We start from the raw sequence: 16615 nt of genomic DNA, 5'->3' as shown, positions 1-16615 counted from the left end.
GCGACAAACCACGGGAGTCCGGTGAGCCGGGCTGAGAGGAAGCGATCCACGCTTCGACCGTCGAACCTGATCTGGGTCATGCCAGCGCAGGGAGGAGCGAAATGAACATTTCCACGTCCACATCCGCCCGCACCGGGACCGGAACCCGCCGCTTCCGGTGGCGGGTCGTCGACATCGTCGTCGCCAGCGTCATCGGCGTCGCAGCGGGCGTCATCTTCTGGTTGTGGGGTCAAGCCTGGCCCGCTCTGGACACACTTCTGGCGTTCACGCCAGGCATGTCGGGGCTTCTCGCCGGTGGATGGCTGTTCGCCGGCGTGCTCGGCGGCCTCATCATCCGCAAGCCCGGCGCCGCGTTGTACGCCGAGGTGGTCGCGGCCGTCGTGTCGATGGCGATCGGCACGCAGTGGGGTTTCACGACGCTCATCTGGGGCGTGGTGCAGGGCCTCGGAGCCGAGCTCGGGTTCGCGCTGTTCGCCTACGCCAACTGGCGCCTGGGCGCGGCGCTGGTCTCGGGTGCCCTCGCCGGGCTCGCCGTCGGGCTGCTGGACACGTCCTTCTCCTCCGTGGCGGCCCTGGCGTTCGAGGCCCGCGTCGTCTACTTCGTCGCGGCGGTCGCCTCCGGGCTCCTGCTGGCCGGCCTCGTCTCGTGGGTGCTCGCCCGGGCGCTCGCGGCGACGGGTGCGCTCGACCGTTTCGCGGCCGGCCGGGAGCACCGCATCCGCGAGGCGGACTCCGCCGAACCCGCGTGAACGTCGCTCCGGCCGGCGTCCGCGCCCGCGGGTGGGGGTGGCGTCACGCCGGGCGGCGGCGCTGGGCGGTCTCCGGTCTCGACCTCGACGTGCAGCCGGGGGAGCGGGTGCTGCTGCTCGGTGCCAGCGGATCGGGCAAGAGCACGCTCCTCCGCGCGCTCGCCGGGGTGGTGGGCGACGCCGAGGACGGCGAGAGCGCGGGCTCGCTGACCATCGACGGCGTGCCCGCCGGCGACGCCCGCGGTCGTGCGGGGCTCGTGCTGCAAGACCCCGACGCACAGGTCATCCTCGCCCGGGTCGGGGATGACGTGGCGTTCGCGTGCGAGAACCTCGGGGTGCCGCGCGAGGAGATCTGGCGACGGGTGGATGCTGCGCTCGAGGCCGTAGGGCTTCCGGTGCCGCGCGACCATCCGACCGCACAGCTGTCGGGCGGGCAGAAGCAGCGTCTCGCACTGGCGGGTCTCCTCGCCATGCGCCCCGGGCTGCTGCTCCTGGACGAACCCACCGCGAACATCGACCCGCAGGGCGCGGTCGAGGTGCGCGACGCGGTCGTGGCCGCTGCGGCAGCAACCGGCGCGACCCTGGTGGTCGTGGAGCATCGCGTGTCGCTGTGGGCGGACGCCGTCGACCGTGTCGTCGTGCTCGGGGACGGTGGGGTGCGCGCCGACGGTTCTCCGGATGCCGTCTTCCGCGGCCACGCGGCTGCTCTGACCGCGGCCGGGGTGTGGGTTCCCGGTGTGGCGCCCGGCATCGAGCGCACCGTCCGCGCCGCGTCGGCGCCTCTTCTGCTCGGTGCCGCAGACCTGGCAGTGGGGCGCCGGCGGTTCGGTGCGCGCGAGGCGGCGGTGGCCGCATCCGGGATCTCGACCCAGCTGCGTGGGGGCCGCGCCCTCGCCCTGACGGGTCCGAATGGTGCCGGTAAGTCGACGCTCGCCCTGACCTTGGCCGGCCTCCTGCGCCCCGCCGGCGGAGAGCTCGCGGCAACACCCGAGCTGGCCGGCCGGCTCGGGCCTGCTCCGACGGGATGGCGCGCCCGCGACTTGCTCACTCGCATCGGGATGGTGTTCCAAGAGCCCGAGCATCAGCTCCTCACCACACGGGTGCGCGACGAGCTCGCCGTCGGGCCGCGCGCGCTTCACCGCGATCCCGCCGACATCGCGCCGCTCGTGGACGACCTGCTCGAAAAGCTCCGGTTGACCCGGCTCGCCGACGTCAACCCGTTCACGCTGTCGGGCGGGGAGAAGCGGCGGCTGACCGTCGCGGCAGCGATCGCGACGGCCCCGCGGGTGCTCGTGCTCGACGAGCCGACCTTCGGTCAGGATGCGGTGACCTGGCGCGAGATCGCGTCGCTCATCGACGCTCTGCGTGCCGGCGGCACCGCCGTGGCGTTCGTCACCCATGATCGTGCACTGGTGGACGCGCTCGCCGACGACGAACTCGTGATGGGGGCGGCGTGAGTCTGATCTCGCTCGGTCCGCGCGACGGGTTGCTGGCGCGGATGAACCCGGTCGCCAAGCTCGCGGCGACGCTCGTCCTCACCGGGGCGCTGCTCGCGTCGATCGACCCGGTGTCGGCCGGGGTCACCCTGGGGGCGACACTCCTTCTCCTTCCGCTGACCCGCATCCGTGTCCGCGACCTGTGGCTCCGGGTGTGGCCGATCGTCGTCGGGGCGGTGATCGCGGCCTCCGCGACGGTGCTCTACGGGCGGCCTTCCGGCGCCGTCTACGTCGAGTGGGGGGTGCTGCGCGTGACCGACGGATCGATCGCGCTGGCCCTCGCCATCTTCCTCCGGGTGCTGGCCATCGCGGTGCCGAGCGTCGTGCTGTTCGCGACGACCGATCCCACCGACCTCGCGGACGGGCTCGCGCAGAATCTCCGCCTGCCCGCGCGCTTCGTGCTGGGGGCGCTCGCCGGTCTGCGCCTCGTCGGGCTCCTCCTGGAGGACTGGCGTGAGCTGTCGCTCGCCCGCCGTGCGCGCGGCGTCGCCGACACCGGACGGATCCGGAGGCTGCTCGGCCAGATGTTCGCGCTCCTCGTCCTCGCGATCCGGCGCGGTTCCAAGCTCGCCACGGCTATGGAGGCTCGCGGGTTCGGCGCCCCGGGAAAGCGGACGTGGGCGCGTCCGTCGCGCTTCCGGGGCCGGGACGCGGGGCTTGTGCTGGTGGCCGCGGTCATCGCCGCAGCATCCGTCGTCGTGTCGGTGATGGTGGGCGCGTGGCGCCCGATCTTCGGTCTCTGACTCCGGCGGTCAGGTCGCGTTCCACAGGTCGCGGTAGAACGCCATCCGAACCGGATCGTCCGCGATGCCGTAGGCCTCCACCAGGGCGTCCTGCCATCCGGGGCCGTAATTCCACTCGGTGCTCATGGCGGCGACGGCGATGTCGGCCCAGCGGTCGGCGACACCGAGGGCACCGAGGTCCACGTGCGCCACCCATTGGCCGTTCTCGCCGAGGAGCGTGTTGGGGGCGCACGCGTCGCCGTGGCAGACCACGAGCCGGTCGATCGGAGGCGTGTCGCGCAGGGCCGACGGCAGGTGGATGCCCCGCTCTTCGGCGTTCGCCACACGTGCCGGGATGCTCCAGTCGAAGGGGCACTCATCGACCGGCAGGGCCCCGTGCAGGGCGCGCAGGCCTTTCCCGATGGCCCGGACGGCCGTGGCGGGGTCGGGAAGCCAGCGGGGTGAGACGGCGCTGTCGCCGTCGATCCCGACGGTGACGAGCCACTCGGACGTCTCGTCCGCCCCGGCCGTGAGCACCGACGGCACCGGCGTGTACGGCGCCGCCCATCGAATGCGCTCCGCCTCCGCCGCCATCGACGTCTCGGCGTTACGCGGACCGTACTTGATGTATCGGATGCCGTCGCGTCCGCTCGCGCGGAAGGTCACGCCGCCGAGCTCGTTCTCCCACACGGGTTCGAGGGAGGCGCCGCCCGCGAGCTCGCGCACGCGAGCGGGGGCGGGAACGGCAGGCGGGATGAAGGACTGCTGCGACGTGGCCGGTGCGCTCTCGCTCATGGCCCCATCATCCGCTCCCGTCCGCTTCCGGCGCTGCGCGGCGCCCAGATCAGGAGATGTGGCGCAGACAGGACGTTTGCGGGCCAATTGGCCTGTGTCGGTCAGATCTCCTGATTCGGATGCTGCGGCGTCATCCGCTTCCGCCGGCTTCGGGCTGCGCCCGGTGCCCGAATCAGGAGATGTGGCGCAGACAGGACGCGTGCGGGCCAATCGGCCTGTGTTGGTCAGATCTCCTGATTCGGATGTGTCGGCGTCACCCGCTTCCGCCGGCTTCGGGCTGCGCCCGGCGCCCGCTTCCGCCGGCTTCGGGCTGCGCCCGGCGCCCGCTTCCGGCGATTGCCCGGTGCCCGAATCAGGAGATGCGGCGCAGACAGGACGTTTGCGGGCGGATCGGCCTGTGTCGGTCAGATCTCCTGATTCGGATGCTGCGGCGTCGGCGTCGGCGTGGACGTCCACGTCGACGTCGAGGTCGAGGTCGAGGTCGACGTCCGCGTCGAGGTCGAGGTCGAGGTCGAGGTCAGAGCGTGCGCTCGAAGCAGAGCGACTCCGGCATCGTCGCCACGTACGGCTCGTAGACGGGAATGGGCGTGAAGCCGGCTCCGGCGTACAGTGCGATCGATTCGGGCTGCGGTGCCCCGGTCTGCAGGATCACGCGCCGCGCGCCCCCGGCGCGGGCCCGCTCCACCACGGCCGCCGTGAGGGCCTGGCCCACCCCGCGTCGGCGCGCGGCTGCGGGCACGATGAGGCGCTTCAGCTCCCACTCCTGGCCGAGGCGACGCAGGAGCACATGACCGAGCGGCGTGCCCGACTCGTCGACCGCGAGGAAGGTCGTGACGACGTCTTCGGGGTGGACGCGGAGGGCCGCGTTGCGCGCTGCCGAGAGTTCGGGCGGTTCGCCGGTCACGACGTGGGCATAGCGGGTGCTCAGTTCCTCGTCGAGGAGGTCACGCAGGGTCACCGCCCGCGGATCGTCGACGCCGACCTCTTCGATGCGTACCGTCACCTTCCCATCCTGCCTCCGGCCGGGCAAGGTGGGGGAACACGGGGCGGAGCGGGGTGCGAACCTGAGTGCCGGTTAGGCTGGAACCCGGTCCCGGTTTCGACGACGAACGGAGAGCGGATGGACATCGCAGGCGCGACTGCCTTGGTCACCGGTGGTGCGAGCGGCCTGGGTCGGGCGACCGCACGTCGGCTCGCCGCATCCGGGGCCACCGTCACCATCGTCGACCTGCCCTCTTCGCCGGGCGAAGAAGCCGCGGCGGAGATCGACGGCCGGTTCGTGGCGGCGGATGTCACCGACCCCGAGCAGATCGCTGCCGCCGTGGCGGTCGCCGCCGAGGCCGGTCCGCTGCGGGTGGTGGTCAACTGCGCCGGCATCGCGCCGCCCGGAAAGGTCCTCGACCGCGAGGGCCTCCCCACTCCGCTCGACGCGTTCGAGCGGATCGTGCGGGTGAACCTCGTCGGCACCTACAACGTGATCGCCCAGGCATCAGCGGTCATGGCCCGCACCGAGCCGGAAACGGAAAGCGGCGACCGCGGAGTCATCGTCAACACCGCGAGCGTTGCCGCCTTCGACGGTCAGATCGGACAGCCGGCGTATTCGGCGAGCAAGGGCGGGGTCCACGCGATGACGCTGCCGATCGCCCGCGAGCTCGCCCGCCACGCGATCCGCGTCGTGACGATCGCGCCCGGGATCATGGAGACGCCGATGCTCCGGGGCCTGCCGCAGGCCGCGCAGGATTCACTGGGGCAGCAGGTGCCCTACCCCTCGCGCCTGGGCGTCGCCGACGAGTACGCCCGCCTCGTGATGGCGATCGTGGACAACGGCTATCTCAACGGTGAGACGATCCGCCTCGACGGTGCGATCCGGATGGCCCCGAAATGACCGCGCCTCGCGAGGCCGAAAGAGGAGGACGAGCGTGAGCGACAGCATCCTGGTGACCGTCGAGGGCAACCTCGCGCGGGTGACCCTCAACCGGCCGGCGTCGCTGAACGCCATGGACTTCGAGATGGCTGAACGGTGGCGCGATGCGGCCCGCACGGCGACGGCTCCCGGCATCGGCGCCGTGATCCTGGATGCGGCGGGGCCGGCCTTCTGCGCCGGCGGCGACGTCGTGGCCATGGCCACGTCGGGTGCGTCCGGCGCGGATCTCACGGCGACCGCGCACATCATCCACGAGGGCATCCGCACGTTCGCGGAAGCCCCGGTCCCCGTGGTCGCGGCTGTCCAGGGGGCGGTGGCCGGAGGTGGCCTCGGGCTCATGCTCGCCGCGGACTACGTGGTCGCCTCGGACGCGGCTCGGTTCGTCAGCAAGTACGCCAACATTGGCCTCACCCCCGATCTCGGGGTGACGACGCTTCTGCCGGCGGCGATCGGGCAGCGCCGCGCGCTGCAGTTGCTGCTCCAGGACCGCTCGCTGTCCGCCTCCGAAGCCCTCGAGTGGGGGCTCGTCGCCGAGGTCGTGCCGGCCGAGGGCGTGGCCGCCCGCACGGAAGAGGTGGCGCGCTTCTGGCTCGCCGGCGCTACGGCGGCCTTCGGCCAGGCGGCGCGGCTCGTGCGCACAGGTGCCGAGCGCACCTTCGCCGAGAATCTCGACGACGAGGCGCGCACGATCGGTGCCGCCTTCGACACGGCCGACGCGAAGGCTCGCGTGGGCGCCTTCGCCGCCGCATCCGCCAAGAAACGCACATGATGTCCCGCACACGCAGGTTTTGTGCGCTGGAAACCTGCACGAGTGAGACATCACGGGGAAAGGGAACGTCATGACCGAGAACACCCTCGCCGGGAAGACCATCCTGATGTCGGGCGGCAGCCGCGGGATCGGCCTCGCGATCGCGCTGCGGGCGGCGCGGGATGGGGCGAACGTCGCGATCCTCGCGAAGACCGACACCCCGCATCCACGCCTGGAGGGCACCGTCCACACCGCGGCCGCCGCGATCCGCGAGGCGGGCGGCAAGGCTCTGCCGATCGTAGGCGACGTGCGCAACGAAGACGACATCACCGAGGCGGTGCTCACCACCCAGGGCGAGTTCGGCGGCATCGACATCGTCGTGAACAACGCCAGCGTCATCGACCTGTCGGGCTCGCTCGACCTCTCGACGAAGAAGTACGACCTCATGCAGGACGTCAATGTGCGGGGCACGTTCCTGCTCTCGCGCGCGGCGATCCCGATTCTGAAGGACGCCGAGAATCCGCACATCCTGACGCTGTCGCCGCCCTTGAACGTCACGCCGAGGTGGCTGGGAGCGCATCCGGGGTACAGCCTGGCGAAGTTCGGGATGACCATGGTCACCCTCGGCCTGGGGGAGGAGTTCGCCGGCGCCGGCATCGCCGCCAACACCCTGTGGCCGCGCACGACCATCGCGACCGCCGCGGTGCAGAACATCCTCGGCGGCGACCGGATCATGGCCGCGAGCCGCACACCCGAGATCTATGCGGATGCCGCGTACGAGGTGCTCACGACGCCTGCAGGGGAGCGGACCGGGCAGACGCTGATCGTCGAGGACGTGCTCGCCGAGGCCGGCGTCACCGACTTCTCCCGGTACGCCGCGGTGCCCGGGACCCCCGACGCGGCGTTGTTCCCGGACATCTTCCTCGACTGAGGCCCGCGCGCCGCCCATCCGCCCGGCCGGCCGCGGGGAGGGGTGACGGGCGCGTGAGGGCGGCGTACCGTGGCGCGCATGACGGTGCGGTCACTGTTCCCCATCCTGCGCACACCCGACCTGCCGCGGTTGCAGGACTTCTACGAGCGGGCGTTCGGGGCGGTCGAGCGCTACCGGTTCGAGGACGTGTACGTGGCTCTGGACATCGGCCCCGGGGCGATCGGCATCGGCCTCGAGCCCGATGTCGCAGCATCCGGCCGCGTGGCCATCTGGCTCTACGTCGACGATGTCGACGATGCCTACCGTGCGGTGCTGGACGCCGGTGGTCGGTCGGAGGAGCCGCCCGACGACATGCCATGGGGTGAGCGTGTCGCGCAGGTGCGCGACCCTGACGGCAACCCCCTCTACCTCGGCGCTCCCGTGCCCGCCTGACCCCGGGGACCGCGAGACTGCACGCTGCCCACGAGCGAGCGGCTTTCCGCCGCGGTCTCGTGGGCACGGTGCAGTCTCGCGGGCTCCCGCCCGCTCCCGCTCCCGCGCGGGCCCCACCCCCGTCCGCGCGGGCTCGAGGCGACCAGGTCCTGTGCAGGCGAGCCCCGGTACCCTGAATCCATGACCGATCAGCCCCCCGTGCGCACCACCAAGCCCCGTCAGGTGCGCCCCGCGGCGCCGCAGGTGCGGCCCCGAACAGAGGGCTGGTCGCAGAAGAAGGATGACGCGGGCCGGCCGCTGCTGCAGTTCGCCAGTCCGAAGCGCGGTAAGCCGCCCGTCCACCTGGCCGACCTCACCGCCGCCGAGCGGGTCGCCAAGGTGACGGAGCTGGGACTCCCCGGCTTCCGTGCGAAGCAGCTCGAGAAGCACTACTTCACGCACTACACGTCCGACCCGGCGGACATGACCGATCTCCCGGCCGCCGGTCGCGACGAACTCGTCGCGGGGATGCTGCCACCCCTGCTCACCGAGGTGCGGCGACTGGAGACCGACAAGGGCGACACGATCAAATTCCTGTGGAAGCTGCATGACGGCGCGCTGGTGGAGTCGGTGCTGATGCGCTACCCCGGCCGCATCACCCTGTGCGTATCGAGCCAGGCGGGATGCGGCATGAACTGCCCGTTCTGCGCGACCGGGCAGGCCGGCCTCACCCGGAACATGTCGGCGGCCGAGATCATCGAGCAGATCGTCCGTGCCAACCGGCTCATCGCCGACGGCGGACTGGGCGGCAAGACCCTCCGCGGATCCGACGGGCCGGGTCAGTCGCCCGAGCGGGTCTCGAACATCGTGTTCATGGGGATGGGTGAACCCCTCGCGAACTACGCCCGCGTCATGCAGGCCGTGCGGGTCATGGTCGACAAGGAGCACGGCCTGGGCATGAGTGCCCGGGGAATCACCGTGTCCACCGTCGGCCTCGTGCCCGCCATCACGAAGCTGGCGAACGAGAACATCCCCGTCACCTTCGCGCTGTCCCTCCACGCGCCCGACGATCACCTCCGTGACGAGCTGATCCCGGTCAACTCGCGGTGGAAGGTGGATGAGGCGCTCGACGCCGCGCGCGATTACTTCGAGAAGACCGGGCGGCGCGTCTCGATCGAGTACGCGCTCATCAAGGACATGAACGACCACGCGTGGCGCGCCGACCTTCTGGCCGACAAGCTCAACGCGCGTGGCCGGGGGTGGGTGCACGTCAACCCGATCCCGCTCAATCCGACGCCCGGCTCGATCTGGACCGCATCCGAGGTGCCGGTGCAGAACGAGTTCGTCCGTCGACTGAACGCCGCCGGCATCCCCACCACTCTGCGTGACACCCGCGGCAAGGAGATCGACGGCGCGTGCGGCCAACTGGTCGCCACCGCCGAGGACGAGGTCGCCGCCGCGGCCGCACCCGCGGTCTGAGCTCGTACGAGCCGTCGACCCGCGGCGGCGACTCATACTGGGAAGCGTGACAGAGGACGTCGTTCGCGTGCGCGGCCTGCGCAAGGTCTATCGCGGCGGGTTCGAGGCGCTCCGCGGTGTGGATCTGGACATCCAGCGCGGGGAGTGCTTCGCGCTCCTCGGCCCCAACGGTGCCGGCAAGAGCACGCTCATCGAGATCCTCGAGGGCTACCGCGACCGGACATCGGGTGAGGTGTCCGTCCTGGGCGTCGACCCGCACCGAGGCGGCCTGCCGTGGAAGGCGCGCCTCGGCATCGTGCTGCAGAACACCGGCGAAGCCCCGTCCGCCACCGTGCGCGAGATGCTGGCGCACTTCGCCGGCTTCTACCCACGTCCGCGCGACGTCGACGAGGTGATCGCCGCGGTCGGCCTCACCGGCAAGGCCCGCGTGAGCGTGCGCAAGCTCTCCGGCGGGCAACGCCGGCGCGTGGACGTCGCCCTCGGCATCATCGGCCGCCCGGAACTGCTCTTCCTCGACGAACCCACGACGGGCTTCGATCCTGAGGTGCGCCGTCAATTCTGGAGTCTCATCCGGGGGCTCCAGCAGGACGGTACGACCATCTTGCTGACGACCCACTACCTGGATGAGGCGGCCGAGCTCTCCGAGCGGGCGGCGATCCTCGTCGACGGTCGGGTCGCCTCGGTCGGGCCGATCGACCGGCTCGGGGGCGCCGAGGCGCGCGTTCCCATCGTGCGCTGGACGGATGATGACGGAACGCACGAGGAGCGCACCGTCCACCCGGGCGCGCGGGTGGCGGAGATCATGGCCGCCGGCGGGGAGCCCGCGCGGCTCGAAGTGGTGCGCCCCCGATTGGAGGACATCTACCTGTCCTTCCTCGGCGGGGACGCGGCGGTGGAGAGGTCCGCCGAGGTGGGAGCATGAGCGAGAGCACTGTGCCGTCCCAGACCCCGGCGACGTCGGCGGTCTTCGGCGTCGCCCGGACCCTGCGGCTCGGCGCATCGCGGATCCGGTACGAGGTCCGCGCGTACTTCCGACAGGGTGACACGCTCTTCTTCACGTTCCTGTTCCCCGTCGTGATGCTGCTCATCTTCTCGGTCGCCTTCACGTCCCAGACGTTCGGGCCGCCCGGGGAAGAGGTGTCGTCGGCGGAGTTCTACCTGCCTGGTCTGCTCGCGGCCGGTCTCCTGCTGTCCGGGCTGCAGAACATGTCCATCGACATCGCCATGGAGCGCGGCGACGGCACGCTCAAACGACTGGGCGGGACCCCCTTGAGCCCCGTGTCGTATTTCATCGGCAAGCTCGGGCAGGTGCTGATCACGGGGCTCCTGCAGTCCGCCCTCCTCATCGCTGTCGCGGCCGTCGGCTTCGGGGTCGCCCTTCCCACCGACGCGGAACGTTGGCTCACCTTCACCTGGGTCTTCCTCCTCGGGGTGACGACCTGCGCCATCCTCGGCATCGGGCTGGCCGCCCTGCCCCGTACCGGGCGCAGCGCCACGGCCGTCGTCATCCCGATCGTCCTGATCCTGCAGTTCATCTCCGGGGTGTACATCTCCTTCTCGGCCCTCCCCGAGTGGCTGCAGAACTTCGCGAGCGTGTTCCCGCTGAAGTGGCTCGCCCAGGGGATGCGGTCGGTGTTCCTCCCGGAAGCGTTCGCCGCGGCGGAGCCGTCCGGATCGTGGGAGCATCCGCTCACGCTCCTGGTGTGCCTCCTGTGGCTCGTGGGCGGCCTGATCCTGGTGCGGTTGACCTTCCGCTGGATCCGCAAGGACTCCTGACGTCCTCCTCCGCACCGTTCCCCGGTGCGGATGTCGCACGTCCGTGGCAGGCTGTGCTGGTCACCCTCGGCGCTCCGCATCGCGCCCCCGCCGCCTCCCGGGAGAAACGTGCTGGCCAGGCTCCTCATTCGCTATCTCAAGCCGTACCGCTGGCTTCTCGCCGGCGTGCTGGTCTTCCAGTTCGTCTCGGCGCTGGGCTCGCTGTACCTGCCCAGCCTCAACGCCGACATCATCGACGAGGGCGTCTCCCGCGGCGACACCGACTTCATCTGGCGCACGGGCACGTTCATGCTCGCCGTGTCGCTCGGCCAGATCATCGCGTCCATCATCGCGACGTACTTCGCTGCGCGCGCGGCGATGCGCCTGGGTCGCGACCTGCGTGACGACATCTTCGATCGCGTCTCCTCCTTCTCCGAGCGCGAGGTCACCGGCTTCGGCGCAGGATCGCTGATCACCCGCAACACCAACGACGTCCAGCAGGTGCAGATGCTCGCGATGATGGCCGCGACGTTCCTGGTGACGGCGCCGCTGCTCGCGATCGGCGGCATCGTGCTCGCCCTCTCCCAGAGCGTCAGGCTTTCGTGGATCATCGCGGTCGCGGTGCCGGTGCTTCTCCTGGTGGCCGTGCTCGTCATCAGCCGCATGGTCCCGTTGTTCCGCAGCTTCCAGACGAAGTTGGACGCGGTCAACCGGATCATGCGGGAGCAGCTCACGGGCATCCGGGTGATCCGCGCGTTCGTGCGCGAACCGATCGAAGAGGCACGTTTCCGCGACGCCAACACGGAGATCATGGTCGTCGGCCGCAAGGTCGGATCGCTGTTCGTCGTGCTGTTCCCCGCGGTGATGCTCATCCTCAACCTCACCGTCGTCGGCGTGATCTGGTTCGGCGGTATGCAGGTCGACAGCGGCGACGTGCAGATCGGCACGCTGTTCGCGTTCATGCAGTACGTGATGATCATCCTCGGCGGCGTCATGATGGCCACCTTCATGACGATGATGATTCCCCGCGCCGCGGTGTCGGCGGAGCGCATCAGCGAGGTGCTCGAGACCTCGGCAGCGCTGGAACGATCCGCCGACGCGGTGCGCGTCTTCCCCTCCCCGGGAAGGGTGGAGTTCCGCGAGGCGGCGTTCGTCTATCCCGGCGCGGAAGCCCCGATCCTCTCCGACATCTCCTTCTCGGCCGAACCCGGTGAGACCGTCGCGATCGTCGGCTCCACCGGCGCCGGCAAGACCACGCTCGTCTCCCTGATCCCACGCCTCTTCGACGTCACCGCCGGGGCGGTCCGGGTCGGCGGTGTGGATGTGCGGGAGGCGGACCTCGAGGCGCTGTGGAGCACGATCGGCCTCGTGCCGCAGCGGCCGTTCCTGTTCACGGGGACCGTCGCCAGCAACCTCCGTTTCGGTCGCGAGGAGGCGACCGATGCCGAGCTGTGGCACGCGCTCGAGATCGCGCAGGGCAGCGACTTCGTCGCCCAGATGGAAGGCGGTCTGGATGCACGGATCGCGCAGGGCGGCACGAATGTGTCGGGTGGCCAGCGCCAGCGGATCGCCATCGCCCGCGCGATCGTCCATCGCCCCCAGGTGCTGGTGTTCGATGACTCCTTCTCGGCCCTCGACCTGTCCACCGACGCCCGCCTGCGGCAGGCGCTGTGGCGTGAACTTCCCGAGGTCACCAAGATCGTCGTCGCCCAGCGCGTGTCGACGATCACCGACGCCGACCGCATCGTCGTGCTCGATGACGGCGGGATGGTGGGGCTCGGAACACACGAGGAGCTCCTGGAGACGAACCAGACCTATCGCGAGATCGTCGAATCGCAGCTCGGTGCGGAGGTGACCCGATGAGCCGCGAGAAAGAGCTCACCGACGAGGAGAAGCTCGAACTGGAGCTGGCCGAGCAGGCTCGCATCGGTGCCGATGACTGGAGCGGAGCGGTGGCGCCGGGAAAGCCCGCGCAGTTCGGTCCGTCGTTCCGGCGCCTGATCGGACTGCTGCGCCCCAACGCCGTCGCCTTCGTGTTCGTGTCGCTGATGGGCGCGATCGGCGTCCTGCTGGCCGTGCTCGCACCCAAGGTCCTCGGCGAGGCGACGAACATCCTCTTCGAAGGCGTCGTGTCGCAGATGGCCCCGGCCGGAGCGACGAAGCAGCAGGTGATCGACGGGCTCGTCGCATCCGGCGAGCAGGATCTGGCGAACATCGTGTCGGCGTTCCAGAACTTCCAGCCCGGCGTCGGGGTGGACTTCACCCGCCTGGGCCAGGTGCTCGCCGGCGTCATGGCCCTCTACATCGCCGCCTCCGTGCTGTCGTGGTTGCAGGGCTATGTCATCAACGTGATCATGGTGCGCACGATGTGGCGCCTCCGCGAGCGGGTCGAGGAGAAGATCAACGCCCTTCCGCTCAGCTACTTCGACCGCGTCCAGCGCGGTGAGCTGATCTCGCGGGTGACCAACGACATCGACAACATCACGCAGATGATGCAGCAGTCGCTGTCGCAGGCGCTCACCAGCATCCTCACCATCCTCGGGGTGCTGATCATGATGCTGTCCATCTCCTGGCAGCTGACGCTCGTGGTGCTGGTGAGCTTCCCGCTCATGGCGGTGCTCTTCGGCGTCATCGGCCCGCGCTCGCAGAAGGCCTTCGGGATCCAGTGGCGCAAGGTCGGGCGCCTCAACGCGCGCGTGGAGGAGTCGTTCTCCGGTCACGCGCTGGTGAAGGTCTTCGGGCGGGAGCAGAGTTCCCGCGAGGCGTTCCGCGAGGAGAACGAGGAGCTCTACCAGGCCGCGTTCAAGGCGCAGTTCCTCTCGAACATCATGATGCCGGCGATGATGTTCATCGGGAACCTCACCTACGTGGGCATCGCCGTGTTCGGTGCGCTGATGGTCGCCGCCGGTCAGCTGCGCCTCGGCGACGTGCAGGCCTTCATCCAGTACTCGCAGCAGTTCACGCAGCCGTTGTCGGAGCTCGGGGGCATGGCCGCGGTCGTCCAGTCCGGAACCGCCTCGGCCGAGCGGGTCTTCCAGCTCCTCGACGAAACCGAGCAGGAGCCCGACGCCGAGGATGCGCCGGCGCCGGTGGAGGGGGACGGAACGATCGAGTTCGACTCGGTGTCGTTCTCCTACTCGCCCGAGCGACCGCTCATCACCGACCTGTCCTTCCGCGTCGAACCCGGGCAGACCGTCGCGATCGTCGGGCCGACAGGCGCCGGCAAGACGACGCTGGTGAACCTCATCATGCGGTTCTACGAGCTCGACGGCGGCCGGATCCTCCTCAACGGGCAGAGCATCGCGGAGCTCACCCGCCACGACATCCGCGCCAAGACCGGGATGGTGCTGCAAGACCCGTGGCTGTTCGCCGGGACCATCCGCGAGAACATCCGCTACGGTCGCGCCGACGCGACGGATGACGAGATCCTCATCGCCGCCCGTGCGACCTACGTCGACCGCTTCGTGCACTCCCTTCCCGACGGGTACGACACGCTTCTGGACGAGGATGCCTCGAACATCTCGGCCGGGGAGAAGCAGCTCATCACGATCGCGCGGGCGTTCGTTGCGCAGCCGAGCGTGCTGATCCTGGACGAGGCGACGAGCTCCGTCGACACGCGGACCGAACTTCTGCTGCAGAGCGCGATGGCCGCACTACGGGAGGGACGCACGTCGTTCGTCATCGCCCACCGTCTCTCGACCATCCGGGATGCCGATCTCATCCTCGTCATGGAGAACGGTGCGATCGTCGAGCAGGGAACGCACGAGCATCTGATCGCCGCCCGCGGTGCGTACTACCGGCTCTACAACGCCCAGTTCCAGCAGGCCGCATCCGACCCGGACGACGAGCTCGCGGCGGCGAGCGGCGCGGTTCCGGCAGCCGAGGACGCCGCCATCGGGTGACCCCGCCGTCGTGGCGCGGTGACCCCGCCGCCGTCCGGCCGCGGGCAATCGTCCCGGACGCGGGCGATCGCGGCCGGAAAGCCCGCGTCTCGCCCGAAAGCCTTCGTCCCACCCGCGCAGCGTCCCCCCGCGCAACCCCGCATCGCGGACGGGGCACGGCGGCTAGCGTGGAGGAATGGTGAACTATCGATACCTCGGCAACAGCGGCCTCAAGATCTCGGAGATCACGTACGGCAACTGGGTGACGCACGCCTCCCAGGTCGAGGATGACGCCGCAGTCAAGACGGTGCACGCGGCCCTGGATGCCGGGATCACGACGTTCGACACCGCGGATACGTACGCGAACACGGCCGCGGAGGTCATCCTCGGCAAGGCGCTGGAGGGTCAGCGCCGAGAGTCGCTGGAGATCTTCACGAAGGTCTACTTCCCGACCGGACCCAAGGGCCCGAACGACACCGGCCTCAGCCGGAAGCACATCTTCGAGTCGATTCACGGGTCGCTGAAGCGGCTCGGCACGGACTACGTCGATCTGTATCAGGCGCACCGTTTCGACTACGAGACCCCGCTCGAGGAGACGTTCCAGGCGTTCGCCGACCTCGTGCGTCAGGGAAAGGTGCTGTACATCGGCGTCTCGGAGTGGACGGCGGAGCAGCTGCGTGAAGGCTCCGCGCTCGCCAAGGAACTGGGCATCCAGCTGATCTCGAACCAGCCGCAGTACTCGATGCTGTGGCGGGTCATCGAGGGCAAGGTCGTCCCCGCCAGCGAAGAGCTCGGCATCTCGCAGATCGTGTGGTCGCCGATGGCGCAGGGCGTGCTCAGCGGCAAATACCTGCCCGGGCAGCCGCTCCCGGAGGGTTCCCGCGCGACCGACGAGAAGAGCGGCGCGGCGTTCATCAAACGCTTCATGACCGATGAGGTGCTCACCGCGGTCCAGCGGCTCAAGCCCATCGCCGAGCAGGCCGGCCTGACGATGCCGCAGTTGGCGATCGCGTGGGTCCTGCAGAACCCCAACGTCGCCGCGGCGCTGGTCGGAGCATCCCGACCCGAGCAGCTGGCCGACACGGTCAAGGCGTCGGGTGTCACGCTGGATGCCGACACCCTGACCGCCATCGACGGTGCGCTCGGTGGCATTGTGAACCGCGACTCCGAGGACACCTACACGGTGTCGCCGAAGAAGCGACCGGCCTGAGGTGGCGGCGAGGAGCGCCGGCATCCTGCTGTACCGCCTCGACGGGCAGGGCGATGTGCAGGTGCTCCTCGCCCACATGGGCGGCCCGTACTGGGCGGCGAAAGACGCCGGCGCCTGGTCGATCCCCAAAGGCGAGTACGACCCCGATAGCGAAGGGGCGTTGGATGCGGCGCGCCGCGAGTTCCGCGAGGAACTGGGGGTCGAGCCGCCCGAGGCCGACTACGCCGAACTCGGGACCTTCCCGTATTCGTCGGGGAAGAAGGTCGTCGTCTTCGTCGCCGACGGGGCATCGTTCACGGCGACCGCGTTCGTCTTCGGCGAGTTCGACCTGGAGTGGCCCCCTCGATCGGGCAAGACGGCGCGGTTTCCCGAGGTCGATCGGGCGGAGTGGTGCAGCCCCGATGAGGCACGCGAGCGGCTCGTGAAGGGCCAGCGCCCCGCCCTCGATGCCCTGCTCTCGCACCTCTCCGACCTCTAACCCCCGTCGACTCGCCACAAACCGTCATGTTTCGGC

At 70.1% G+C, this 16615-nt stretch carries 16 protein-coding genes and 1 riboswitch; of the genes, 14 read left to right on the top strand and 2 right to left on the bottom strand.

Features of this window, described 5'->3' with window-relative positions; translation table 11 throughout:
* A riboswitch (TPP riboswitch) is annotated at positions 1 to 110 on the top strand.
* From AC4FS2_RS14485 to AC4FS2_RS14475, 3 genes are all read left to right on the top strand, one after another.
* Positions 102 to 749 carry an ECF transporter S component gene (locus AC4FS2_RS14485; RefSeq protein WP_491155837.1) on the top strand — a complete coding sequence of 216 codons (648 nt, stop codon included), beginning with the start codon at positions 102 to 104 and terminating at the stop codon, positions 747 to 749. It overlaps the preceding riboswitch by 9 nt.
* Complete coding sequence (locus AC4FS2_RS14480) at positions 746 to 2206, top strand: ABC transporter ATP-binding protein (protein WP_491155838.1); 1461 nt, start codon at positions 746 to 748, stop codon at positions 2204 to 2206. The genes AC4FS2_RS14485 and AC4FS2_RS14480 overlap by 4 nt, the downstream gene beginning before the upstream one ends.
* Positions 2203 to 2988 carry an energy-coupling factor transporter transmembrane component T family protein gene (locus AC4FS2_RS14475; RefSeq protein WP_491155840.1) on the top strand — a complete coding sequence of 262 codons (786 nt, stop codon included), beginning with the start codon at positions 2203 to 2205 and terminating at the stop codon, positions 2986 to 2988. Before AC4FS2_RS14480 ends, AC4FS2_RS14475 begins: the two co-directional genes overlap by 4 nt.
* A gap of 9 nt (positions 2989 to 2997) precedes the next feature.
* On the opposite strand, the gene AC4FS2_RS14470 is transcribed toward AC4FS2_RS14475, so the two are convergent.
* Together AC4FS2_RS14470 and AC4FS2_RS14465 are read right to left on the bottom strand one after the other, a co-directional pair.
* Positions 2998 to 3762, bottom strand: coding sequence for a phosphotransferase (locus AC4FS2_RS14470; protein ID WP_491155841.1), 765 nt, complete (start codon positions 3760 to 3762; stop codon positions 2998 to 3000).
* A gap of 517 nt (positions 3763 to 4279) precedes the next feature.
* The gene (locus AC4FS2_RS14465) at positions 4280 to 4765 is read right to left on the bottom strand and encodes a GNAT family N-acetyltransferase (RefSeq protein WP_491155842.1); all 486 of its coding nucleotides are present in this window, start codon (positions 4763 to 4765) and stop codon (positions 4280 to 4282) included.
* Between the two features lie 117 nt (positions 4766 to 4882).
* On the opposite strand from AC4FS2_RS14465, the gene AC4FS2_RS14460 reads away from it, so the two are divergent.
* From AC4FS2_RS14460 to AC4FS2_RS14410, 11 genes are all read left to right on the top strand, one after another.
* The gene (locus tag AC4FS2_RS14460; protein WP_491155844.1) at positions 4883 to 5647 is read left to right on the top strand and encodes an SDR family NAD(P)-dependent oxidoreductase; all 765 of its coding nucleotides are present in this window, start codon (positions 4883 to 4885) and stop codon (positions 5645 to 5647) included.
* A 34-nt stretch (positions 5648 to 5681) separates the two neighbouring features.
* A complete protein-coding gene (locus tag AC4FS2_RS14455; RefSeq protein WP_491155846.1) occupies positions 5682 to 6455 on the top strand; it encodes an enoyl-CoA hydratase/isomerase family protein in 774 nt (257 codons plus the stop codon).
* A gap of 70 nt (positions 6456 to 6525) precedes the next feature.
* Positions 6526 to 7365 (top strand): SDR family oxidoreductase, encoded by an 840-nt coding sequence (locus AC4FS2_RS14450; protein ID WP_491155848.1) that lies wholly within the window; start codon positions 6526 to 6528, stop codon positions 7363 to 7365.
* A gap of 78 nt (positions 7366 to 7443) precedes the next feature.
* Complete coding sequence (locus AC4FS2_RS14445; protein WP_491155850.1) at positions 7444 to 7797, top strand: VOC family protein; 354 nt, start codon at positions 7444 to 7446, stop codon at positions 7795 to 7797.
* Between the two features lie 180 nt (positions 7798 to 7977).
* Positions 7978 to 9255: a dual-specificity RNA methyltransferase RlmN gene (gene rlmN, locus AC4FS2_RS14440; RefSeq protein WP_491155852.1), complete on the top strand. Its 1278-nt coding sequence runs from the start codon at positions 7978 to 7980 to the stop codon at positions 9253 to 9255.
* Between the two features lie 46 nt (positions 9256 to 9301).
* Positions 9302 to 10177, top strand: coding sequence for an ABC transporter ATP-binding protein (locus AC4FS2_RS14435; protein WP_491155854.1), 876 nt, complete (start codon positions 9302 to 9304; stop codon positions 10175 to 10177).
* Positions 10174 to 11031 (top strand): ABC transporter permease, encoded by an 858-nt coding sequence (locus AC4FS2_RS14430; RefSeq protein WP_491155855.1) that lies wholly within the window; start codon positions 10174 to 10176, stop codon positions 11029 to 11031. Before AC4FS2_RS14435 ends, AC4FS2_RS14430 begins: the two co-directional genes overlap by 4 nt.
* A 108-nt stretch (positions 11032 to 11139) precedes the next feature.
* Positions 11140 to 12873 carry an ABC transporter ATP-binding protein gene (locus tag AC4FS2_RS14425; protein ID WP_491155857.1) on the top strand — a complete coding sequence of 578 codons (1734 nt, stop codon included), beginning with the start codon at positions 11140 to 11142 and terminating at the stop codon, positions 12871 to 12873.
* Positions 12870 to 14912 (top strand): ABC transporter ATP-binding protein, encoded by a 2043-nt coding sequence (locus AC4FS2_RS14420; protein ID WP_491155858.1) that lies wholly within the window; start codon positions 12870 to 12872, stop codon positions 14910 to 14912. The genes AC4FS2_RS14425 and AC4FS2_RS14420 overlap by 4 nt, the downstream gene beginning before the upstream one ends.
* A 175-nt stretch (positions 14913 to 15087) precedes the next feature.
* Positions 15088 to 16101, top strand: coding sequence for an aldo/keto reductase family protein (locus AC4FS2_RS14415; protein ID WP_491155859.1), 1014 nt, complete (start codon positions 15088 to 15090; stop codon positions 16099 to 16101).
* 1 nt (position 16102) lies between these two features.
* Positions 16103 to 16579, top strand: coding sequence for an NUDIX hydrolase (locus AC4FS2_RS14410; RefSeq protein WP_491155861.1), 477 nt, complete (start codon positions 16103 to 16105; stop codon positions 16577 to 16579).
* Positions 16580 to 16615 lie beyond the last annotated feature (36 nt).

The organism is Microbacterium sp. Z10_103 (assembly GCF_058310455.1).
Note: the sequence above shows the minus strand (reverse complement) of the source record. Positions and strands in the feature narration are given on the sequence as shown.

Coding starts and splice junctions, on each gene's coding strand:
- AC4FS2_RS14460 (WP_491155844.1), top strand. CDS start 4,883: ATGGACATCGCAGGCGCGACTGCCTTGGTCACCGGTGGTGCGAGCGGC.
- AC4FS2_RS14445 (WP_491155850.1), top strand. CDS start 7,444: ATGACGGTGCGGTCACTGTTCCCCATCCTGCGCACACCCGACCTGCCG.
- AC4FS2_RS14485 (WP_491155837.1), top strand. CDS start 102: ATGAACATTTCCACGTCCACATCCGCCCGCACCGGGACCGGAACCCGC.
- rlmN (WP_491155852.1), top strand. CDS start 7,978: ATGACCGATCAGCCCCCCGTGCGCACCACCAAGCCCCGTCAGGTGCGC.
- AC4FS2_RS14470 (WP_491155841.1), bottom strand. CDS start 3,762: ATGAGCGAGAGCGCACCGGCCACGTCGCAGCAGTCCTTCATCCCGCCT.
- AC4FS2_RS14420 (WP_491155858.1), top strand. CDS start 12,870: ATGAGCCGCGAGAAAGAGCTCACCGACGAGGAGAAGCTCGAACTGGAG.
- AC4FS2_RS14430 (WP_491155855.1), top strand. CDS start 10,174: ATGAGCGAGAGCACTGTGCCGTCCCAGACCCCGGCGACGTCGGCGGTC.
- AC4FS2_RS14415 (WP_491155859.1), top strand. CDS start 15,088: ATGGTGAACTATCGATACCTCGGCAACAGCGGCCTCAAGATCTCGGAG.
- AC4FS2_RS14450 (WP_491155848.1), top strand. CDS start 6,526: ATGACCGAGAACACCCTCGCCGGGAAGACCATCCTGATGTCGGGCGGC.